Consider the following 21781-nt stretch of genomic DNA (forward strand, 5'->3'; position numbering starts at 1 on the left):
TCAACGGATTACCAATACCGGATTTAAATCTGTCTGGGAAAACGTTAGTAGGATTATCTCTAGACTTAGTCTAATCCCACCGGTGGTTTCCAAACCCTGACTAAAGAATTGGAGCTGGACGTGAGCGACTTCAAAACCTTATTCCTCAACGGCTTGACTAAAAAAGCTGCGGGCAGTCGAAAACGCATCGTGTTACCGGAATCAGACGATGATCGCGTGCTGCAAGCTGGCGCTCGAGTCTTGCAAACCGGCGCCGCGGACATTGTGTTCCTAGGAGAAACGGAACAAATCGCACAATCTGCCAAACGACTGCACCTAGACCTGGACGCGGCTGAAATAGTTAGTCTCCACGATGACGAAAAGCTGGCACGATACACCGCCAAGCTGGTGGAACTGCGCTCGCATAAGGGTATGGACGAAGCCACTGCGCGGGAGACTCTAAAAGATGTTTCTTTCTTTGGCACCATGATGATTGTCTGCGGGGATGCCGATGGCATGGTTTCAGGAGCGGCTCACACTACCGCCCACACCATTCGTCCCGCGCTGCAACTCATTAAGACCCAGCCCGGCGTGAAACTGGTTTCGGGGGCTTTCCTCATGGTTTTTGACGATCATTTTGACCTATATGCAGATTGTGCAGTGACGATTTCCCCGGATGCCGCCCAGCTGGCAGACATTGCGGTGGTTTCCGCAAAGACTGCGGCCCAGTTTGGCTTGGAACCGAAAGTTACCATGCTGTCCTATTCCACGCTTGACTCCGGTTCAGGTCCGCTGGTTGACCTGGTCCGGGAGGCGACGGCAAAAGCCCGTGCGGCAGCCCCCGAGTTGTCCATCGACGGTCCGCTCCAGTTTGATGCCGCAGTAGTCGAGTCCGTGGCTGCCCAGAAAGCTCCGCATTCCCCCGTTGCCGGACAAACAAACACGTTTATCTTCCCCGATTTGAACTCCGGAAACATCACCTACAAAGCAGTGCAGCGCACCAGTGGCGCGCTGGCGGTGGGACCTATCTTGCAAGGACTAAACGCCCCGGTCAACGACTTGTCACGCGGAGCCACCGTGGATGACATCAGCAACACCATCGTCATTACTGCTATCCAAGCCCAAGGTTAGGCTCCCGCGGGAAGAAACCCCACGAACGCCCTTGTGAAGAGAAAAAGGAACAATCATTATGCGCCACCAAACCATTTTTGTGATTAACTCCGGCTCGTCCTCCCTGAAGTACCAGCTAATCGAACCCGTCAGCGGTGACGTGCTGGCCAAAGGTCAAGCGGAACGCATCGGCACCGATCGAGGGGAAGTTACCCACGAAGTCCATGCCAGCAAGTTCAGCGCGGCGCTGCCCCTTCCGAGTCACAAGGAAGCCTTGACCCAGATTATCGAGATGTTCGCAGCCCACGGGCCTGACTTGCAACACGTAGATTTATCCGGTTTTGGTCACCGTATCGTCCAAGGTGGCTGGCATTTCAAAGGACCGGCTATCGTGAACGATGATGTCCGCGCCAAGATTGAGGAACTGTGCGACTTGGCGCCTTTACACAATCCCGCCCACCTCATCGGCATCGACACCGCTATGGAACTGTGGCCCGACCTGCCCCACGTAGCTGTTTTTGATACCGCATACTTTGCCGGTCTGCCCGAAAAATCCCGCAGCTACGCCCTCAACAAGCAGGTAGCGCATGACTACCGTATCCGTCGCTATGGCGCTCACGGTACCTCCCATGAATTTGTAGCCAACAAAGTCTGTGACTACCTGGGCGACGACACAGTCAAACAAATCACCCTGCATCTGGGAAATGGTGCGTCCGCCTGCGCAGAACTGGGGCGCCTGCCCATGGACACTTCTATGGGTTTGACGCCGCTGGAGGGTCTGGTCATGGGCAGCCGTACCGGCGATATTGACCCCGCTGTGGTGTTCCACCTGCTGCGCAAAGGAATGAGCGTGGATGAAGTCGACACCCTGTTTAACAAGCAATCCGGTATGAAAGGTATGTGCGGCGATAATGATATGCGCGATGTCTGGAAACGCCGTGATGAGGGCGATTCCGATGCCCTGCTGGCTTTGCAGACCTATCAGCAGCGCTTGTTGAAGTACATCGGTGCCTATACTTTTGAGTTAGGCGGCTTGGACGTGCTGACTTTCACCGCCGGCATTGGTGAAAACGATGACCGCATCCGGCGGCGCTTGTGTGAAAAACTCGAGTTCATCGGGGTCAAGATTGACCGCGAACGCAACGAAAACCGTGACCGTTCCAAGGCAATTTGGCGCATCTCTACCGATGATTCAAAAGTGCTGGTGCTGGTGGTACCCACCAACGAGGAGCTCGCCATCGCACGTCAGGTGGTTCGCTTGATTTAAATGGAGTGAGCCCTGGATATGCCGGGGTTCATTCTGTTTTAGAAAACCTGACATCGACTCGGGATCTGGCAGCCACGGAAAACTGCCCAGTTTAGTTAAAATCACTTAACTGTCAATATACTTAACATCATGAGTGAGGTTGCTAAAGTCGATAAGGAGCGCTCGGCGCTGAGTGAACAGTTGGTTTACGAGTTTCACCGCCTGGTGTTCTCCGCTAACAATTTGATTGCCAATATCTCAGCCGACTTAGGAATGCACGGCAAGGATGGCGATGGTCTGCTGATGATTTGGCGTTCCGAGATTGCCGGAAAACCCCTCTCGCCCTCGGAACTCGCCGATGGGTTGCACATTACTCGCGCTGCCGCCAGCTATCTGGTGGATCGTTTGGTCAATCTGGGATACATCAGCAGGCAAACAGATCCAGAAGATCGCCGCCGGGCAGTGCTGCGGATTGCGGAATCTGGAGACAAGCTGGGTCACAACTTTGTCGGTTCCGTAAATGTGGACCTGAATGGCGTGTTCGCCGACCGTTCTAACCAGGAAATCAAACAGTTCACGGAGATGCTGTCAGAATTCACCGACCAGATTGGCGAGTCCCACCACACGAAGTCTTCTCCTAAACCCCACAAAAACCAGTAACCTCTGAGGAAAACCTGCCTTTCCCCACAGTTCCGCGGGAGCTTTCTATTAATTTGATTAAGTTTCTTAACTATCAATATACTTAATCACATGACCGTGATTACTACCATTGATGAACCCGCAGCTGCCCCGGCATACAGTGAGGCAGAAACGCAAAATGACCACGAAAACCCCACAGGTTTAGCTTCACTGGAACACACTGTGCCGAATCGTTGGGGATTGATTCTGGCGCTGTACCTGGCAGGAATTTTCATGGGTGCTTTGGATATGGGCATCGTGAATCCGGCGCGTACCGTCATCCAAAACAGTTTAGGAGTCGATGACCAGGCTGGCGTCTGGGTCTTTACGATTTACACCCTGGCGTATGCCATTGCTATCCCCGTCATCGGTAAACTGGCAGACGTGTTAGGGCGCAAACCGGTATATGTGCTGGCTATCGCCCTGTTCGGGATTGGTTCACTAGGGTGTGGACTCGCCCAAGACTTTCAATCTTTCGGTTTGCTGCTAGCCTCCCGCGTGGTGCAAGCCGTGGGTGGCGGTGGCATGATGCCAGTCGCTACCGCCGCTGCTGGGGTCATCGCTCCTCCCGCAAAGCGCGGTATGGCTCTGGGGCTGGTCGGCATGGTTTACGGCGTGGCTTCAGTCATTGGCGGCTCTGCAGGCTCTCTCATCATGGACATCGCTGGCACCGATAACTGGCAGTGGATTTTTTACATTAACGTGCCGATTGCCCTGGCAGTGGTAGTTCTGGGAGCAATGTTCTTGGACCGCGAGCGCGCCGAAGCAGGTCGCCACTTGGATATTCCGGGCACCGTCTTAATCGTCGTTGCTATCACTGCCCTGTTGTGGATGTTTCAACACCTGGATTTCACCGACCTCGGTTACTCTTTCCAGGATTCCAATGTGCGGGTTTCCCTGCTGATTTTCGCGATTGCGGGGATAGTGTTCTGGGTTACCGAGCATCGTGTCCATGACCCGTTAATCAACTTTGATTATTTCGCGAACATTCCGGTCGGGGTGACTTTGTTGCTCGGGATGGTGGCAGGCGCGCTCATGATGACCGTGATGTTCATCCCGCAGTTCGCCGAGAACTCTATGCGCCTGTCTACGGGTGATGGCGGCTACCCCACGATTATCATCGGGCTGGCTTCCGGTATCGCAGCACCGATTTCCGGACGACTCACCGATAAACTCGGTCCTCGCTTTGTGCTGGGGCTAGGAATGCTGATTTCCGCCATCTCAGGTCTGTTGCTAATCTTCTGGACTTCCCCGTATCCCGGTTTCCTGTCAACCAGCGTATCCATCTTTGTGATGGGCTTCGGACTAGGGTTCTTGATGGGAGCTCCCCTGACCTACCTGATTTTGCACCTGGTGCCCAGCCGTGACGCGAATACCGGTCAGGCGACGCTGTCCTTAACACGATCGCTAGCTACCACTCTCGCCCCAGCTATCATGGTGGGTCTGCTCGCCACCGCTATGGGTGGTCTGTCCGAAAAGGTTATGGATGTCCTGCCGAAGCCGGATATGTCTGCCCTGTCCAGCACTATGGCAGCGGCTCCTGATGGAATGCCGGGGGTCGGCAATCAATCGAGCCAGGGGCAAATGCCCCCCTCAGCAGGGCAAGACTCCAGCAAAAACCAAACGTCAACCGGTAACCCCCGCGGTGACACGCAATCCTCTGTCCCTCCTCGAGACACAATCAACCCCAATTTTTCCATGTCTAACTTGCCTGATAAGTTGCTCAATCGCCTCCAGAGCGCGGATGTCACCAACATTGTGGCACGTTCCAAGGAGCTGGCGAATTACACGTTCGCCAGCCAAAGTAACGCCATGAAGAAACGGCTGGGTTTCGTCCCACCAGCTTTAGAGCAAGCCCGCCAGGATTATCTCCAGGACATCGACGCTCACGCGGACACTATCGAGTCGACGTTCCAGCTGGAGCTCAATCGGGGATTTATCCGCTTGTTCTGGTTCTATACCCTCGTGTCGCTGTTCGGAGTGCTGTTGCTGTTTGGGGTTCCCTCCAAGAAAACTCTCGACGCCCACATTATGAAGACAGCTAAAACCGCCGCCAAAAACTCACTCAGAGGGTAAACCGACCGGGCGCCCCGTATCTACGGAGCGCCCGGCTGTTGACCCGTAATTCTCGCCAAATCAGATTGAAAGTCAGGGACTAAAACAGCTCAATCGCCGGCGGCGCCCCAAGTGCGTCCAACCGTGCCGCCAGAGTTTCTTTGGCGTCGCCTGGGAAAATCAACACCCGTTCCGGTTCGGTTTCTGCCCGGGCATACAGCGGGTTTTCCACTCCGGCATAGCCCGGTTTCAAGTCGAAGTTAAAGATGGCCACATGAGCGCAGTCCCCCACGTTCAGCACGGGCATTCCGTAGATTGGGGTGCCTTCAGCAGTGTTTGCCGCCGGGTTCATCACGTCGTTAGCCCCGATGACCACGGTCAAATCCGCACTCGCGAAATCATCGTTGATGTCTTTCATCTCCCGCAGCTTTTCGTAATCCACATCGACCTCAGCCAGCAGCACGTTCATGTGTCCGGGCATCCGTCCCGCCACCGGATGGATTGCGAAGTCCACGGTCTTTCCAGACTTTTCCAGGTAGTCCAACAGGCGTTTGACCTGGGCTTGAGCTTGAGACAATGCCATTCCATAGCCGGGCACCAGGATGACGCGCTGAGCATTTTCTACCCAGTCTGCGAACGTATTTTCCGGATCCGCGACAGGCGCTGCGAGTGTCGGTCGGTCCCCACGGGTGGTTTCGCTGGTGTCAGTCTCGCCTGCACAAGCCGAGTCGTCTGGTTTTTCCGATTCAGTTTCAGTTGGAGTTGCGGCAGCGGTGCTGACGGAAGTATTGCCCAGTAAGATTTCCATGAGATGCCGGTTCATCGCCCGGCACATGATTTGGGTCAGCAGCAGACCGGAAGCCCCGACGATAGCCCCGATAGCCACCAGCAGCAGGTCAGAAATCGCCAAGCCAGCGATGGCTCCCGCCACCCCGGACAGGGAGTTGAGCAGGGAAATCGTGATGGGCATATCGGCTCCGCCTACCCGTACCGCCAACAGGTAACCAAACAGGTTGGCAGCCACAATCTGGACGATGAGCAACACTGTTTGTGCCCCACCCGGACTGCTGAACGGTGGAAAAACGTAAGCGAGGGCAGCACCTAAACTGACCAGCAGACTCAGCCCCACCCACACGGAGTGCGCGGGGAGCACTTTCGGGTGCTGATCGAGTATCTGGTGCAACTTCCCTGCTGCAATGAGGGAACCAAAGAAGGTAGCGCCACCAACAGCGATCGCTAAACCGGCAGTGAACTGGGCAAAAGCATTGTTATCGGCGTGCCCAGTCAGAGCCAGCGCCCCGGCGAGCATCGAGGCCATACCGCCCAAGCCATTGAGCAGAGCCACGGTTTGCGGCATCCGAATCATCTGAGTTTTACGCCAAATGATGACCCCGAATAGCGATCCGACCAGCATCGCGGCATAGAGCTCGACCGCGCTGAGAATCCCGAAGTTCCACAGCGTCGCTACGATAGCCAAAGCCATCGCCAAGGCGCCCAAAAGATTTCCGCGCACTGCCGTCTGCACTCTCGACAGCATGTTTAATCCCGCCAGCACCAGTATCACCAACACTACCGAAACGGCATAGTAGAGCAGGCTGTTCGGGGCTGGTGCTCCCACCAGAGCCAAAGCGTTATTCATAGTCACTCACCCTCTCCCGACTGAGCGCCTCCATCAGCAACGGACTTGGGTTTCTTGTCGAACATCCGCAGCATCCGGTCAGTAACCCCAAACCCGCCGACAATGTTCACCATCGCCAGTGCGACTGCCAGCAAGCCCAGCGCTTTTGACCCCAGACTCACCGCTAATGCGGCTGCACTGAGACAGCCCAGCACGGTTACCCCAGAAAAAGCATTCATCCCGCTCATCAGCGGAGTGTGTAACAGACTGGGAACTTGACTGATGATTTTATAGCCGAACAGGGTAAACACCACCAGTACGACCAATAACACACCTTGGAATGGAGTCATCGGTTTCTCCTTGAGTTACGGTTTTGTCAGGAATGTATTGAATTTGACCCAACGGTGGTGGCGGGACGAATCTGTCACCACATCCCGTGGTACCGATTAGGGCGACCTCACCGTAGACCGGTCGGTCGCCCCAATCGTCACAATCTCGAGTCAGGCTATGCCAGGCCCATCGCCTCACGCGCACCGACGTGAACAATTTCTCCGTCGATAGTCGTGAGGGTCTTGGCAATAATTTCATCGCTACGATCCAGGACGATTTGACCGTCCTTCACCAGGAAGTCCACGAAGTTGGCAATGTTCTTGGCGAACATGAAGGTCGAGCTCTTCGGCAGCATACCGGGGATGTTCTTAATCCCCACCAGGGTGACATGGTGCTTGACTTCCACCTTTCCCGGAGGCGTAATTTCACAGTTACCGCCTTGGTCAATAGAAATATCCACGATAACTGAACCGGGCTTCATAGTTTTCACCATGTCCTCGGTAATCAGCCGTGGTGCCAAATGACCCGGCACCAGCGCCGAAGCGAAGATAATGTCCATATCCGGAATGACCTGTGCCAGAGCGGCACGTTCCTTGACCAGTTCATCTTCCGGCAGAGCCTGGGCATAGCCGCCTTCACCTATAGCCTTTTCAGGATCCACCCCGAGTTCTACCGGCTTGGCGCCCAGAGAAGTGGCCTGTTCGGATGCCATCGGGCGAATATCTGCCGCGTACACCACCGCACCTAAACGCTTCGCGGTAGCCAGGGCTTGCAAGCCGCCCACGCCTACCCCGACGACCAGCACCTTCAGCGGATCAATCCGCCCGATAGCACTGTGAATCAGGGGCATGAAGGACGGCTGATAGTTCGCCGCCAACAGGATACCTTTGTACCCGGCACAGGTACTCATCGAAGTCAGGGCGTCTAAGTTTTGCGCCCGAGAAATACGCGGCACACCATCCAAAGTCAGCGAAATGACACCCTGCGCCGCCATCTCCTTGACCATCTCGTGATTGGGTGGAGCCGCCGGGTGAATAAAGGTAATCAAGTATTGACCTTTATGCATCATCGAGACTTCGGATCGCCCTTTAGCCTCGTTAAACAGCGGTTCCTTAACTTTCAAAATCAGGTCCGCTCTCTGGTAGATTTCCTCCGGGTCACTAACCATCTCCGCGCCTGCTGAGACATACTCCGGGTCATGGAAGAAGGACCCTTCCCCGGCACCTGTTTCGACCAAAACGGTTAAGCCTTTGCCGACCATATCCGCCACTGTTTCGGGGGTGGCAGCCACACGGTCTTCACCGTTCATAATTTCCTTGGGTACACCAATAATCATCTTAAAGCCCTCCGCGAATACCTCGTTGTACACACAGCTCATGGGTTCATGAGTTGGACGATACAAAGTGTACCGCATGGAAGTTGTTTTTATCAGTGTATTTAGCCCCGGATTTTCGCGTGAAGCGCATTCAGGTGTTGGGTGTATTGTTCAGCACCAGTCTGTTCCGTAAACCAATTCCACCAACAGCTATAGGGCGCGGGCATCCCGCAGAGAACTCCCTTCGAGACGCCCGCCCGGAAACAAATCGCTAATGACTACTTCTTTGGCGGCACTTTCAAGGTGAGCACGACCTTGTCCAAGCCCTCAAAGAAATTGTTGCCCTTATCGTCCACTACGATGAAAGCCGGGAAGTCCTCGACGTCAATCTTCCACACGGCCTCCATCCCCAGCTCGGGGTACTCCAGAACCTCGACCTTCTTAATGGAATGAGCTGCCAGCTCCGCGGCGGGACCGCCGATAGAACCAAGGTAAAAACCACCGTGTTTGCGACAAGCATCGGTGACGACCTGACCACGATTGCCCTTGGCCAGCATAATCATCGAGCCCCCGTGAGCTTGGAACAAGTCCACGTAGGGATCCATACGTGAAGCCGTGGTCGGCCCGAACGACCCCGACGGCATGCCTTCGGGGGTTTTCGCCGGACCCGCGTAGTACACCGGGTGGTCTTTGAAGTATTGGGGCAGGTCGCCTTCCTTTTCCAGACGGTCGCGGAGTCTGGCGTGGGCGATGTCACGAGCCACGATGAGGGTTCCGGTCAGGGAAAGCCGCGTCTTGATGGGGTATTTGGTGAGTTCGGCGAGGACGTCCTTCATCGGGCGGTTCAAGTCAATCTTCACCGCTTCATCCCCGCCAAGTTCCGCCTCGCTGGGGTCGGGCATGAAGCGTCCCGGATCGGTGTCCAGAGCTTCGATAAACACCCCATCCTTGTTGATCTTTGCCACGCACTGCCGGTCTGCCGAGCAAGAGACTGCGATTGCTACCGGCAGTGAGGCACCGTGACGCGGCAGACGCACCACCCGCACGTCGTGGCAGAAATACTTACCGCCGAACTGAGCACCGATGCCCATGTGGCGGGTCATATCCAGGACTTGTTCCTCCATCTCGAGGTCACGGAACCCTTGCGCCTGTTCGCCGCCGTGAGTGGGTAAGCCGTCCAAATAGTGCGCCGAAGCGTACTTCGCGGTCTTGAGCGCGTATTCCGCGGAAGTGCCACCAATGACGATTGCCAAGTGATAGGGCGGGCAGGCGGCGGTGCCGAGGGAACGAATCTTTTCCTCCAGGAACTGCATCATATGTTCGGGGTCAAGAATCGCCTTGGTCATCTGGTAGAGGTAGGACTTGTTGGCTGAACCGCCACCTTTGGCCATGAACAGGAAACGGTACTCTGCTTCGTGTCCTGGGGCGGTCTCAGCATATAACTCCACCTGCGCCGGGAGGTTGCACCCGGTGTTCTTTTCCTCATACATGGACAGGGGGCTGTTTTGGGAATAGCGCAGGTTCAGTTTCGTGTAGGCGTTGTAAACCCCACGAGACAGCGCTTCTTCATCCGGACCGGGTGTCAGCACGCGTTGACCGCGTTCTCCCTTGATGATGGCAGTACCCGTGTCCTGGCACATGGGCAAGACCCCCGCTGCCGCGATGTTGGCATTGCGCAGCAGGTCCATCGCTACGAACTTGTCGTTGCCCGACGCCTCCGGGTCATCGAGAATCTTGCGCAGCTGTTGAAGATGAGCGGTGCGCAGGTAGTGGGAAATGTCGTGGAAAGCTGTCTCAGACAGGAGAGTCAGTGCTTCGGGGGAAACTTTCAAGAATTTGGTGCCATCCGGTCCCTCGACTTCGCTAACCCCCTCGGATGTCAGCTTGCGGTAGGTATAGGTGTCTTCGCCGTGCGGCAAGATGTCAGCATAGAAAAAATCGGTCACTGTTGCCCCCTTGCTCTGGTGCTTTTGTGCGATTTGATTCTAACGCTCCGGCTGCAGCGCCTTTTTTATAAGGCTTTAAACCGGAGAATTCCGGGTCTGCAGACCGTTGTGCTATGCTTCGATTTTCGCAAGTCTGACTAAAGAAAAAACGTTCCCGCTCTTCGAGCAGCGTAGCGAAAGGCTAAAGTAGAATCATGTCTGATTTATTTGCGGATTGGCGTCGCCCCACGTTTATTACCTCGGTGAATCCGGGGATGCTGGGCTATGACCGGCTCATCCGCGATATGCATCCACGAGTCGAACTGGTCGAGATTCGTCTGGATGGGGTGTGGCTGTCCCGTGGATCTTTTCAAGGTACAAAACGTGACTTTGCCGAAATCGAAAATCTCTTGCGACAAGCTCGCGAACAGGTAAAACGCCCGATTTTAGCGACTTTCCGGACCGAAGGCGGGCACGTCTCGATTACTGCGGAAGTCTATGAAAGCCTCGTGGCACAAGCCGCGAAGTGCGCTGACTGGGTGGATGTCGAGTCAAACTATCCCTACCTAGGCATGACCGCGGAACAAGCCACCGCCGCGGCCGAGAATCCCCACGTCCAAGAGGACAATGAGAAACGTTTGACCAGTTTGTTGCGCAACATACACGGCAACGGTACGGGCGTTATTTTGTCCCGTCACTGTTGGGAGCCTTCCCCGAACAGCGAAAAAGAAGTCAGCGACCTGCTCATTTATCAACTCAATTTGGGAGCAGACGTGTCCAAAGCAGCTTTTTCGCCGCAAACCCCACAACAGCTAGCAAACCTTCAAAAGGGCGGGAAGACCACTTTCCTGCTCACTCACCGACCCACGATTTTGATTGGGATGGGCGCGCTGGGTCAGCCTACTCGCCTAGCAGGTCCGCAACTGGGTAACTGGGGTACTTTCGTCACCGTAGGAGGTCCACAGTCCGCACCGGGACAACTGCCGTTGGCACAGCTCGAACTGCGCTATCCGGCATCTGGTTTTTAGGTTGCCTCCCCGATTTTCCCTAACTTTGAGATATTTCGGCTCGTGGCGAAACGTTATGTGAGGGCGCAAATTTTTCTAACCCGACCGTACAGAGACATAACAGTTCAGAATTCGGGGTTCAGTTCGCGCATCCGATTTTCCAGATTGATGAGTTTGCCAAATACTTCCGCCTTTTCCGGGGAGTTGGAATCGAGACGTCGCAACTGAGCTTTCAGACTGGCAATTTGAGCGTTCAGACCCTTGCGTTCCATGGATTCTACGGCGTTTTGCACCCAAGATTCCGCCGCGATGCGAGTTTCTTCCGCGGACTGATTCGCTTCATAGAGAGGAGCCGGACGAGTCACCAGGTTCGTCAACGCTCCCACTAAAACGGATCCAGCCTGGGCTTTCACTGCCGCCGCCCACCGGTTTAGAGCCACGTTTCCCGGATGGGGTTCTCCCGCTGCTTGAGCGACCTCCGCGAGACGCCGATATTCCCCCGCACCGCCCACCGCCGCGATGACTTCAAAAATGGCTCGCAATGTGGGTTGGGTGAAGCTCTGCGGATCCAGGGTGTCGAAAGCGGTCTGGGCTGCGAAACCCGGAAACTGTAAAGCTGCTATCAGCACGTCACGTTCGACTCGCCACACCGGGTCAGTGTTTACCGCCGGGTCCAGCCGAGTTTGCGGAATCACCTGTGGGCTGCCGGACGCGTCTGACCCGGTCAGATTTCCCAGGTTGGCGCTTTTTTCAGAACCACCCGCGGCATTGCCGGGTCCCCCGAGTCCCCCTGGCTGAGAACTGCTAGCGCTGCTGGCGCGCTGTTGGGAGCGAATCCTTCGCCACACTTCATTCACTGTGTACCAAGTGTCTCTGACATTAACCCCCAGCCAACCGCTGACCTGTTTCACATATTCAGTTCGCAATGCCTTGTCACGAATTTCTGCCAGCACCGGAGCGGTGGCACGCATAGCCTCGATGCGAGCCGCGGGGCTATCTAAGTCGTATTTCGAGATGATGGTTTTCAACACGAAATCGAACAGTGGTTTGCGACCCTCAATCAGGTCCCGTACGGCTCCCGGTCCGCGCTGCATCCGTAAATCACAGGGATCTAAGCCATCGTCAGCCACCGCCACAAAAGCCTGAGAGGCAAAGTCCTGGTCAGTACGGAAAGCTTTGAGGGCTGCGGCTTGTCCGGCAGCGTCACCGTCAAAAGTGAAGATGACCTCACCGCCGCGCGGGGGCAGACCTCCAGGGAGTTTCAAAGACGAAGCGCTATCCGCAGAAGTCCCGATAAACCGACGAATCTGTTTGGCATGTTCGTCCGTAAATGCCGTACCGCAGGTCGCGACCGCGGTGGTGATTCCGGACAAATGCGCCGCCATCACGTCGGTATAGCCCTCGACGATGACACAGCGCCGCTCTTTCCCGATGTTCGGTCGCGCCAAATCCAGTCCGTAGAGCACGGAAGATTTGTGATAAATCGGGGATTCTGGGGTATTGATGTATTTCGGGACTTGCGGATCTGAATCATCCAAACGCCGTCCGCCAAAGCCTAAAACTGCCCCGGTTACATCTTTGATAGGCCACATGACACGGTCGCGAAACACGTCATAAATCCCGCGCTGTCCCGGTTTGCCCAGACCGACCGTCACAATTTCCTGGTCAGTAAAGCCTTTCGAACGTAAGTAATCGGTGAGGTTGTTCCAGCCCGGCGGCGCGTAGCCCATCCCAAAATGAGCAGCATCCTGGGAGGTGAAAGCTCGCCCCTCGACAAAATCCCTCGCTCGCTGCGCCTCCGGAGACACGAGTTGAGACACAAAAAAATCCTGGGCGACCCGATTGCATTCCAGCAACCGCTGCCGAGTTCCCGGCTCCACGCGCTCTTTCGTAATGGCTGCGCCTTCCACGTAATGCATCGTGATGCCGGCTCTCGCGGCTAAAAATTCGACCGCCTCGGGAAACGTCAACCCTTCGATGAGCTGCACAAAATCAATGGTGTCCCCACCTTGAGAGCAGCCGAAACAATGCCACATGTTTCGTACCGGCGTCACGCTAAAAGATGCTGTTTTTTCGTCATGGAATGGGCACAAGCCCAGCAGTGAACTGCCTTTGCGCTGCAGGCTCACATAGTCGCTGACCACCGACTCTATGGGAATATCACGGACCTTTTGCAGGTCCTCGGGGTCGAACTTGGAAACCATGCAATCATACTAGCCTAAGTTTTAGGTCAGACAGGTTGTGTAATCATCCCCACCAAACGCGCATGCCAAGCGCCTGCCGACAGGTCAGTCAAGCTCGCTACCTGGTCTATTACCGCCCGGAGACGACCCGCATCTCGACCCAAATGATGTTCTTCCGCGCGCAGCCACTCGGCGCGGTAAGGCTCTTGCAAGACACGCTGCCCCGTAGCTTCCTGTTCCAATAGTGCCCACACCAGGTCGGAGAGAATTTGTTTCTGACTGAGGTGGTCATGAGTCGTTTCGCGCGGAGCCATGACATAGTACACGGCAATGCCTTTCAACAGGAGTATTTCTGCTTGAGTTTCAGGAGGCACGATTACGTCCGCGTCGTAACGCACCAGGGGACGGTCTCCGTATCGTTGGCGGGTAGCGTCATGACAGGCTAGCGCAAAGCGCCCGATGAGCTGTGACGTCATATCTTTCAGAGTGGCTTGGGAACGGTAATCCGACACTGGCTCGGTGAGCCAGAAAGGCATTTGCCGCAGCCTTTCATGAGCTGCCGCTAAGTCGTCTGCGCTGAACTTGCCCGGACCGAACGACCCCGCGTACCAACGCCTCGTTATGTCAACCACATCAACAAAGGTTTCTTCATTTTCCAAATCACCCAAGTTGGCTGATCCTAGGGCAACAGCATCCTCGACATCATGGACTGAGTAACCAATATCATCAGCGAGGTCCATTACTTGAGCCTCTATACAGCGATGATTATCGGGAGCGCCAAGCCGCAGCCATTGAAAGACCTCCCGGTCTTCGGCATAGACCCCAAACTTGGGGGAATCCGCACCGTGCGGTCCCTCCCCCCGCAGCCAGGGATATTTCGCGATGGCATCGAGAGTGGCACGAGTCAGGTTCAACCCCACCCACTGCCCTTGTGAACCGATAACTTTCGGCTCTAGGCGGGTAACCAAGCGCAACGTCTGAGCATTGCCTTCAAACCCGCCAATATCTTTAGCCAAGTCATTGAGCACCCGTTCTCCGGAATGCCCAAAAGGTGGATGCCCCAAGTCGTGCGCCAGGCAAGCGGCATCGACCACGTCCGGGTCACAGCCCAGTCCCTTACCGAGTTCGCGCCCTACCTGGGCAACTTCTAGGGAATGTGTCAGGCGCGTCCGTGAAAAATCATTGGCAATCGGTCCCAAAACCTGAGTTTTTTCACCCAGGCGGCGCAGCGCCGAGGAATGCAAGATTCGCGCCCGATCACGCTCAAAGTCCGTGCGGTTACCCCGCTTGTGGGTCTCCGTAACAAAACGTTCGTGTACCTCCCGGGGATATGCTCCAATTTCACTCACTTATCAAGCCTAACCGCTGGGTACGGTTCCGCTTCTGATTTGGCGTAAGGGTCATCGAAATCGTCTGCTGCCAGGTGCAGGGCTTTGGTCGCCGCCGCGTCGATTTCGCGGGTGTCGAGCCAGCCTTCGGGTAGTTTGACATGACGCTGAGCGCGCGAACGTCCGTGTTTGCCCTGCGCCGCCTCGGGGTAAGGGGTGTTGGGGTCGAGCGTTTGCAAAAGGTCGTACAGACGTCTCTCCAGGTCATCCAACGTCTCGACGCGAGTGAGTTCCGCGCGAGTATCCCCGCCCAGGTGGAAACCTCGCAGGTACCATCCCACATGTTTACGCATATCCCGCAGCGCCGCTTTTTCATTACCGAAATGTTCCACTAAGCCACAGGCGTGAGCGCGAATGACCTCGACGATTTCCCCCAAAGTCGGACCCGCGGGAATCGGCTGACCCCACAGAGCTGCCGTGATTTCACGAAAAATCCAGGGACGACCTTGCACAGCCCGACCAATCTCGATACCTGCGCACCCCGTTTGCGCAAACATTTCCAGTGCGTCTGAGGCAGAAAACACGTCGCCGTTGCCCAACACCGGAATATCCAGCGTGTTGACCAGCTGACCTATCCGCGACCAATCAGAGTGCCCGGAATAATACTGATTCGTGGTGCGGGCGTGCAACGTGAGCGCGGCTGCTCCCGCGTCCTGTGCTGCCCGTCCCGCGTCCAGCATTGTTTCATGACTTTCGTCAATTCCGACCCGGATTTTTACGGTTACCGGCACCTCGACCTCGCGTCGGGCTGCCTGCGATGACTCCTGCGCCGCCTGAACCACCTGACCGATGAGGTCGCCAAAATACGCGGTCTTCCACGGCAGAGCGGCTCCCCCACCCTTGCGGGTGACCTTGGGGACCGGGCAACCAAAATTCAAATCAATGACATCCACCAGATCCCGGGCAATTAGTTCACGAGCCGCCCAGGCCAAATCAGCTCCCACTACTCCGTAAAGCTGCAGCACTCGAACAGTTTGCCCCGGACCGGATTGCGCCATGACCCACGAGCGAGTCGAGTTCATCATGAGCGCTTTCGCGGTAATCATTTCGTTGACGAACATGCCCTCAACGCTACGAAACGCCCCCGTTTCGCCGTCACGACGAAGCGAGCTATCAGACTCAGACGGCAAACCTTGGCGGGAAAATGCCGCGCATAAATCACGAAACGGTGCATTCGTCACCCCTGCCATTGGCGCTAGCGCAATGGGGGTCACAAACTCCACCCCACCAATTCGCAGGGGCGGATATTTACACTGTGGATACTGTGGAGCCAAAAACGCCTCCGACCGGTATTTCTGTCGTGGAAGAGACTCGCCGCAACACTAGCAAGTCGGCAGACGATCACGCAGATACGCGAGCAGATTATCCCGCCCAATGCGTTCCTGGGTCATGGTGTCTCGTTCACGCACCGTCACGGCTTGGTCCTCCAGAGAATCAAAATCCACCGTGACGCAGTAGGGCGTACCAATTTCGTCTTGGCGACGGTAGCGGCGCCCCACCGCACCCGCATCGTCATATTCCACATTCCAGTGCTTACGCAGCTCAGCAGCGATATTGTGGGCGATTTCGGGCAGTTCGTCCTTACGCGACAGCGGCAGCACCGCCACTTTCACCGGGCTCAAGCGCGGATCGAGACGCAGCACGGTCCGTTTGTCTACCCCACCCTTGGTGTTCGGGGCTTCGTCCTCGGTGTAGGCCTCGATTAGGAAAGCCATCAGGGAGCGGGTCAGACCGGCAGAAGGCTCAATAACGTAGGGAACCCAACGCTTATCGTTGGCCTGGTCATAATAATCAAGTTTCTGACCACTAGCCTTCATATGTACGCCCAGGTCATAGTCAGTACGGTTGGCGATACCCTCCAGCTCACCCCACTTGGAGTTTTCAAAGCCGAAGGCGTACTCGATGTCTACCGTACGCTTGGAATAGTGCGAGAGCTTCTCTTTCGGGTGCTCATACAACCGCAGGTTTTCCGGCTTAATACCCAGGTCGGTGTACCACTCAAAGCGGTGATCAATCCAGTATTGATGCCATTCTTCGTCGGTACCGGGTTCCACAAAGAACTCCAGCTCCATTTGTTCAAACTCACGAGTGCGGAAGATAAAGTTGCCGGGAGTGATTTCATTGCGGAAAGACTTACCAATCTGACCGATACCGAAGGGTGGACGCTTGCGGGCAGTCGTCATCACATTGGCAAAGTTGATAAAGATGCCCTGAGCCGTTTCCGGGCGTAGGAAGTGCAAACCAGATTCGTCGTCCACCGGTCCCAGATAGGTCTTAAGCAGTCCCGAGAACGCCCGAGGCTCCGTCCATTTACCTTTTACGCCACAGTTCGGGCAGGGGACGTCATCCATACTGACATCGTCTGGGTTCTCAACGCCGTGTTTCTCGGCGTACTCTTCTTGCAAGTCGTCCTCACGCAGACGCTTGTGACAGCTGAGACATTCGATGAGGGGATCAGTAAAAGCCTTGAGGTGACCGGAAGCGTCCCACACTTTCGGGGGCAAAATCACCGAGGAGTCCAGACCCACCACATCTTCGCGGGACCGCACCATATAGTTCCACCAGGCCTTTTTGATGTTTTCCTTTAGCTCCACACCAAGGGGACCGTAATCCCACGCCGCGCGCGTCCCGCCATAAATGTCACCACAGGGGTAAACAAAACCGCGGCGTTTCGCCAAAGATATTACTGAATCCATCGTTGATGCCACTTGTGCTCCTTATTGGTGTTGCTTTTCGTAATCCCACGTTTTCTCATGTTTTCAGCGGGAGGGTACGCGCCCATTTTAGCCGGCAAATCTCCGGGAACGAATTCGGTATCTCCGCCGGACCTCCCGGTATCAAAAATAAGGGAGCAGTTTGGGTTAAATAACGAAAAACACTCGGGAAAACCGCTGCACAAATAACAGGTTCCACACTATAATTGCATTTGCCAAGTAAACACAAAACACACGACGAGGTGGGTTTATGAATCAAACTGCTATGGCTGCCGTCAATCTTAGGGCAGTTTTGCGTACACTCGAGAAGCTCCCAGAGCTCGATCCCAAGTCGAAACAGCTCTTGGAACATGTCCCGCTGACCTTACAATTCAAGGCAGCGAACGTCGGTTCAGTCCGGCTCAAACTGGGCGACGGCAAAATTGAGTTCTTCCCCGGTGGCGGACCGGCTGATATCAGCTTGGGTTTCCCCGTGCCGAGCATGGTCAACAAAATGTTCGACGGCAAAGGGATTCCGGTACCACTCAAGGGCTTCACCAAACTGAAGTACCTAACAGGTACGTTCACCGAGATTACGGACCGGCTTTCCTATTACTTGCGGCCGACCCCCCAACTGCTGCAGGACCCCGAGTTCGCCAGAATCAACTCCCTGCTGACCCTGCACGTCGCGGTCTATGCGATGGCGGAGATTGCCAACCAGGACCCCAAGGGTATCCAGGTCGCCAAAGGAATGCGCGACGGCACCATCGGACTAAAGATTGCCAACGGTCCCGCTTTGACCATGGTTATCAATGACCATCACGCGCGCATCGTCGACGGCGATGCGCCCAAGGCCGCAGGCCCCAACGGACGTCACGCCTTTATGGTCTTTTCTGATTTGGATACCACCGGTCAGGTCCTGCGCGGCGAGCTCGCGTCCTATCCCGCTATCGGTCGTGAGCTGATTAAGTTGGGCGGATATGTTCCCCTGTTGGACAACATGAACAAGATCCTCGGCATGGTGCCGTTCTACTTGAGCTAGAAAACGCGCGTGAGGAAGGACTATACAAAATGATGAAAACTTACGAACACACCAAGAGCCACGAATGGTACGAGCGCGCAGTTGAGGTCATTCCCGGTGGCGTCTACGGGCACTTGGGACCGGCGGAAGGCTGTTTCATGCCTATCAGCGCTTACCCCCTATTCGCCTCGAAAGCACAAGGTGCCTACTTCTGGGATGTGGACGGCAACAAATACGTTGACCTGATGTGCGCTTACGGTCCGATGGTTCTGGGCTACAACGACCCCGACGTGGACAAGGCCGCTGCGGAACAGGCAAAGATTCTAAACTGTGCAGTGCAGCCCGGCACTCTCATGGTCGATCTGGCAGAACTGATGGTGGACACAGTAGATATGGCAGACTGGGCGTTCTTTGCCAAGAACGGTGGAGACGCCACAAACTACGCCCTGATGGTGGCGCGCGCCGCCACCGGACGGGATAAGTTCATCGCTGTCAATGGCGGCTACCACGGCGTGATTGGATGGACCCAAGGCTGGGGCGCCCCCGGCGTAGGCAAGAAAGAAGTCGAGGACAAACTGCTGGTGGATTGGGGCGACACCGCCGCGGTGGAACGTCTCGCGGCTGAATACAAGGGCGAGATTGCCGCCTTTATCGCCACCCCGTACCACCATCCGGTCTTTGAGGACAGCATCTTGCCACCGGCTGGCTACTGGAACAAGATTCGTTCTATCTGCGATCGCGAAGGCATCGTGCTCATCGTTGACGATGTGCGCTGCGGGTGGCGCCTGGATATGAAGGGTTCCGACTACCACTACGGTTTCAAAGCCGATTTGGAGTGCTTCTGCAAGGCTATCGCCAACGGACACAATATCTCGGCAGTGACCGGTATCGAGTCCCTCAAGGACGCTGCCGCCTCCGTGATGTGTACCGGTTCATACTGGATGAGTGCCCCGCCGATGGCAGCGGCTATCGCCTGTATCACCAAGATGCGTGAAATCGATGCGCCAAAGATTTGCCACGACCACGGCGTGAAAATCATTGAGCGCCTGACCGAGATTGCCAAGCATCACGGCTTTGATTACCGCTTCAGTGGCGAACCTGCCCTGTTCTTCCACCAAATCAGAGGTCTCGAAGACAAAGCAGACCCCAACCTGCTGCTGCACCAGGCCTTCGTGGGTGAATGCGTGAAGCGTGGCGTGTTCATGACGAACCACCACAACCACTTCACGAACACGGCTCTCACCGACAAGGACATCGACTTCATCGCAGACGTGGCTGACGAAGCGATGGGCGTAGTGAAAAACAAGTCACGTGAGATTCTGGCTCAAGCCTAAGCAAAGGAGGAAAGATGGCTTTATCGGCTAAAGAACACAAGGAACTCGAAGAAACCGCTAATCGGCTGCGTCTGCTCACCCTCGATACGGTGAATTGGGCAGGTGGCGGTCACATTGGCGGTGCCATGAGCTCCATGGATGTACTGACGGTTCTGTATCATCACGAGATGAACTTCAGCGCCGACAAGATGGACGACCCTGATCGCGACCGTTTCGTGCTCTCCAAGGGGCACATCGGTGTGGGGATGGGACCGGTCCTCGCCGACTTGGGGTGTTTCCCCAAGGATTGGCTGCCGACCTATTCGCATATCCTCTCGCACCTGGGCATTCACTTGGATGCGGGCAAGGTTCCCGGTCTGGAAGTTTCTACAGGTTCGCTGGGTCACGGTCTGTCTCTGGCTGTGGGCATGGCACTCGGGGCACGTCAGCTTGGCAAAGAATGGCGTACTTATTGCCTGATGGGAGACGGTGAATGCAACGAGGGCTCCATCTGGGAGGCCGCTATGAGCGCCGGTCAGTTTAAGGTAGACAACCTGGTAGGCATCGTAGATGTCAACCACGCCATGATTGACGGCATGACTGCCGATGTCATGGGTCTGGAGCCTTTCGCGGACAAATGGCGCGCTTTCAACTGGGAAGTCATTGAGGTCAAAGGTAACTCGATACCCGATTTGGTCGACGCTTTTGATCGGGCGCGCACTATCAAGGGTAAGCCCACCATGCTGCTGATGGACACGGTGAAGGGCGAAGGCATCGACTACATGGAAGGCGACTACACCTGGCACTACGGCGCTGTTGATGACGAAAAGTATGCCAAGGCGGTCGAATCTCTCAAGCGACACCTGCAGAAACGACTCGAGCTAGTGAAGGGAGCCTAAACATGGCTGGAGGATTAACTTACACTTCGATTGACGCGGTTAATCTGACCACCGCGGAGGTATACGGTCAGACTTTGGTGCAACTGGGCAAAGAAGACTCCACCATCGTGGGGCTTTCGGCAGACTTGGCAAAATCCACCAAGATTTCCGTGTTTGCCAAAGAGTTCCCCGAGCGTTTCTATAACGTAGGTATCGCGGAACAAAATATGTTCGGTATCGCTGCAGGGTTAGCAAAAGCGGGGCTGCTACCGTTCGTGTCTACGTTCGGGGCGTTCGCAGCCCTGCGCGCTTGCGAACAAATCCGCACCGACATCTGCTACCAGAATCTCAATGTAAAGATTATTGGTACGCACTCAGGATTGTCTTTCGGGGCTGCCGGTACGACCCACCATGTCACCGAAGACATCGCTATTCTGCGTAGTTTCGCGAACCTGGTGGTCATGTGTCCGGCTGATGGTCTGGAGGCTGCGTACTGCGTACAGGCTGCTTATGAGCACCAGGGTCCGGTCTATATCCGTCTGAACCGCGGATTTGACCAGATTGTCTACCGTGACGAGATTCCTACTTTCGAGTTTGGCAAGGCAAATACTTTGCGAGAAGGCACGGACCTCACGTTTATCGCGACCGGATCTGGCGTGTGGCGCGCCCTGCAAGCTGCTGACATCCTCGCCAAGGAGGACGGTCTGAGCGTGCGCGTGCTGGACATTCACACCCTGAAGCCGATTGATGAAGATGCCATCGCCAAGGCGATTACCGAAACTCGGCGTATCATCACCGTTGAGGATCACAACATCATCAACGGTCTGGGAACCGCGGTCGCTGATGTTGGCGCTACCACCCGCAAGGGCTTCGTGTTAAAGAAGCTCGGTATCCCTGACGAATTCTCGGTCATCGGTCAGCCTGAGGACCTGTACTCTCATTACGGCTGGGACGAAAACGGTTGTGTGGCCGCCGCTCGTGAAGTCATGCACATGGACTTCGAGGAGGACGACGACTGGGAAGACGAGTTCTAAGGTAGAGC

17 protein-coding genes are annotated in these 21781 nt (G+C 55.7%); 9 read left to right on the forward strand and 8 right to left on the reverse strand.

Annotated features, from left to right (window positions below):
• Nucleotides 1-120: 120 nt before the first annotated feature.
• From pta to HMPREF0573_RS01125, 4 genes are all read left to right on the forward strand, one after another.
• Nucleotides 121-1110, forward strand: a complete 990-nt coding sequence (gene pta / locus HMPREF0573_RS01110) for a phosphate acetyltransferase (RefSeq protein WP_049776687.1) — start codon at nucleotides 121-123, stop codon at nucleotides 1108-1110.
• Between the two features lie 58 nt (nucleotides 1111-1168).
• Nucleotides 1169-2356 (forward strand): acetate/propionate family kinase, encoded by a 1188-nt coding sequence (locus HMPREF0573_RS01115; RefSeq protein ID WP_013188663.1) that lies wholly within the window; start codon nucleotides 1169-1171, stop codon nucleotides 2354-2356.
• A 129-nt stretch (nucleotides 2357-2485) separates the two neighbouring features.
• A complete protein-coding gene (locus HMPREF0573_RS01120) occupies nucleotides 2486-2995 on the forward strand; it encodes a MarR family winged helix-turn-helix transcriptional regulator (protein ID WP_004009956.1) in 510 nt (169 codons plus the stop codon).
• A gap of 90 nt (nucleotides 2996-3085) precedes the next feature.
• A complete protein-coding gene (locus HMPREF0573_RS01125) occupies nucleotides 3086-5089 on the forward strand; it encodes an MFS transporter (protein WP_013188664.1) in 2004 nt (667 codons plus the stop codon).
• Nucleotides 5090-5168: 79 nt separating this feature from the next.
• Here HMPREF0573_RS01125 and HMPREF0573_RS01130 read toward each other — a convergent pair whose 3' ends face one another.
• The 4 genes from HMPREF0573_RS01130 to HMPREF0573_RS01145 all read right to left on the reverse strand — a co-directional run bounded on the left by HMPREF0573_RS01130 (nucleotide 5169) and on the right by HMPREF0573_RS01145 (nucleotide 10277).
• Nucleotides 5169-6707 (reverse strand): NAD(P)(+) transhydrogenase (Re/Si-specific) subunit beta, encoded by a 1539-nt coding sequence (locus HMPREF0573_RS01130; protein WP_013188665.1) that lies wholly within the window; start codon nucleotides 6705-6707, stop codon nucleotides 5169-5171.
• 2 nt (nucleotides 6708-6709) lie between these two features.
• Nucleotides 6710-7036 (reverse strand): NAD(P) transhydrogenase subunit alpha part 2, encoded by a 327-nt coding sequence (locus HMPREF0573_RS01135; RefSeq protein WP_013188666.1) that lies wholly within the window; start codon nucleotides 7034-7036, stop codon nucleotides 6710-6712.
• Between the two features lie 155 nt (nucleotides 7037-7191).
• Nucleotides 7192-8430, reverse strand: coding sequence for an NAD(P) transhydrogenase subunit alpha (locus HMPREF0573_RS01140; protein ID WP_236585922.1), 1239 nt, complete (start codon nucleotides 8428-8430; stop codon nucleotides 7192-7194).
• A 179-nt stretch (nucleotides 8431-8609) separates the two neighbouring features.
• Nucleotides 8610-10277, reverse strand: a complete 1668-nt coding sequence (locus HMPREF0573_RS01145; RefSeq protein WP_013188668.1) for a fumarate hydratase — start codon at nucleotides 10275-10277, stop codon at nucleotides 8610-8612.
• 194 nt (nucleotides 10278-10471) lie between these two features.
• Between HMPREF0573_RS01145 and HMPREF0573_RS01150 the strand changes: the two genes are divergently transcribed.
• Nucleotides 10472-11284, forward strand: coding sequence for a type I 3-dehydroquinate dehydratase (locus HMPREF0573_RS01150; protein ID WP_236585923.1), 813 nt, complete (start codon nucleotides 10472-10474; stop codon nucleotides 11282-11284).
• Nucleotides 11285-11388: 104 nt separating this feature from the next.
• Here HMPREF0573_RS01150 and dnaG read toward each other — a convergent pair whose 3' ends face one another.
• From dnaG to HMPREF0573_RS01170, 4 genes are read right to left on the reverse strand one after another with little or no spacing between them, the layout of a single operon-like run.
• Entirely contained in the window at nucleotides 11389-13467 is a 2079-nt protein-coding gene (gene dnaG / locus HMPREF0573_RS01155; RefSeq protein WP_004008234.1) for a DNA primase, read from the reverse strand.
• Between the two features lie 26 nt (nucleotides 13468-13493).
• Nucleotides 13494-14795 carry a deoxyguanosinetriphosphate triphosphohydrolase gene (locus HMPREF0573_RS01160; protein ID WP_004008235.1) on the reverse strand — a complete coding sequence of 434 codons (1302 nt, stop codon included), beginning with the start codon at nucleotides 14793-14795 and terminating at the stop codon, nucleotides 13494-13496.
• Entirely contained in the window at nucleotides 14792-16108 is a 1317-nt protein-coding gene (gene dusB, locus HMPREF0573_RS01165) for a tRNA dihydrouridine synthase DusB (RefSeq protein ID WP_004008236.1), read from the reverse strand. The genes HMPREF0573_RS01160 and dusB overlap by 4 nt, the downstream gene beginning before the upstream one ends.
• A gap of 48 nt (nucleotides 16109-16156) precedes the next feature.
• Nucleotides 16157-17542, reverse strand: coding sequence for a glycine--tRNA ligase (locus HMPREF0573_RS01170; RefSeq protein ID WP_004008237.1), 1386 nt, complete (start codon nucleotides 17540-17542; stop codon nucleotides 16157-16159).
• A 256-nt stretch (nucleotides 17543-17798) separates the two neighbouring features.
• On the opposite strand from HMPREF0573_RS01170, the gene HMPREF0573_RS01175 reads away from it, so the two are divergent.
• Genes HMPREF0573_RS01175 through HMPREF0573_RS01190 form a run of 4 tightly spaced genes read left to right on the forward strand, consistent with a single transcriptional unit; the run spans nucleotide 17799 to nucleotide 21773 of the window.
• On the forward strand, nucleotides 17799-18569 hold the full coding sequence (locus tag HMPREF0573_RS01175; RefSeq protein WP_004008238.1) for a hypothetical protein: 771 nt from the start codon (nucleotides 17799-17801) through the stop codon (nucleotides 18567-18569).
• Between the two features lie 29 nt (nucleotides 18570-18598).
• The gene (locus HMPREF0573_RS01180) at nucleotides 18599-19882 is read left to right on the forward strand and encodes an aminotransferase class III-fold pyridoxal phosphate-dependent enzyme (protein WP_013188670.1); all 1284 of its coding nucleotides are present in this window, start codon (nucleotides 18599-18601) and stop codon (nucleotides 19880-19882) included.
• 14 nt (nucleotides 19883-19896) lie between these two features.
• The gene (locus HMPREF0573_RS01185) at nucleotides 19897-20760 is read left to right on the forward strand and encodes a transketolase (RefSeq protein ID WP_004008240.1); all 864 of its coding nucleotides are present in this window, start codon (nucleotides 19897-19899) and stop codon (nucleotides 20758-20760) included.
• Nucleotides 20761-20762: 2 nt separating this feature from the next.
• Complete coding sequence (locus HMPREF0573_RS01190; protein ID WP_004009971.1) at nucleotides 20763-21773, forward strand: transketolase family protein; 1011 nt, start codon at nucleotides 20763-20765, stop codon at nucleotides 21771-21773.
• Nucleotides 21774-21781 lie beyond the last annotated feature (8 nt).

Origin of the sequence: Mobiluncus curtisii ATCC 43063 (genome assembly GCF_000196535.1) — a bacterium.
Lineage (GTDB): Bacteria > Actinomycetota > Actinomycetes > Actinomycetales > Actinomycetaceae > Mobiluncus > Mobiluncus curtisii.

Coding starts and splice junctions, on each gene's coding strand:
- HMPREF0573_RS01150 (WP_236585923.1), top strand. CDS start 10,472: ATGTCTGATTTATTTGCGGATTGGCGTCGCCCCACGTTTATTACCTCG.
- HMPREF0573_RS01190 (WP_004009971.1), top strand. CDS start 20,763: ATGGCTGGAGGATTAACTTACACTTCGATTGACGCGGTTAATCTGACC.
- HMPREF0573_RS01140 (WP_236585922.1), bottom strand. CDS start 8,430: ATGCGGTACACTTTGTATCGTCCAACTCATGAACCCATGAGCTGTGTG.
- HMPREF0573_RS01185 (WP_004008240.1), top strand. CDS start 19,897: ATGGCTTTATCGGCTAAAGAACACAAGGAACTCGAAGAAACCGCTAAT.
- HMPREF0573_RS01120 (WP_004009956.1), top strand. CDS start 2,486: ATGAGTGAGGTTGCTAAAGTCGATAAGGAGCGCTCGGCGCTGAGTGAA.
- HMPREF0573_RS01115 (WP_013188663.1), top strand. CDS start 1,169: ATGCGCCACCAAACCATTTTTGTGATTAACTCCGGCTCGTCCTCCCTG.
- HMPREF0573_RS01175 (WP_004008238.1), top strand. CDS start 17,799: ATGAATCAAACTGCTATGGCTGCCGTCAATCTTAGGGCAGTTTTGCGT.
- dnaG (WP_004008234.1), bottom strand. CDS start 13,467: ATGGTTTCCAAGTTCGACCCCGAGGACCTGCAAAAGGTCCGTGATATT.
- HMPREF0573_RS01135 (WP_013188666.1), bottom strand. CDS start 7,036: ATGACTCCATTCCAAGGTGTGTTATTGGTCGTACTGGTGGTGTTTACC.
- HMPREF0573_RS01125 (WP_013188664.1), top strand. CDS start 3,086: ATGACCGTGATTACTACCATTGATGAACCCGCAGCTGCCCCGGCATAC.
- HMPREF0573_RS01180 (WP_013188670.1), top strand. CDS start 18,599: ATGATGAAAACTTACGAACACACCAAGAGCCACGAATGGTACGAGCGC.
- HMPREF0573_RS01130 (WP_013188665.1), bottom strand. CDS start 6,707: ATGAATAACGCTTTGGCTCTGGTGGGAGCACCAGCCCCGAACAGCCTG.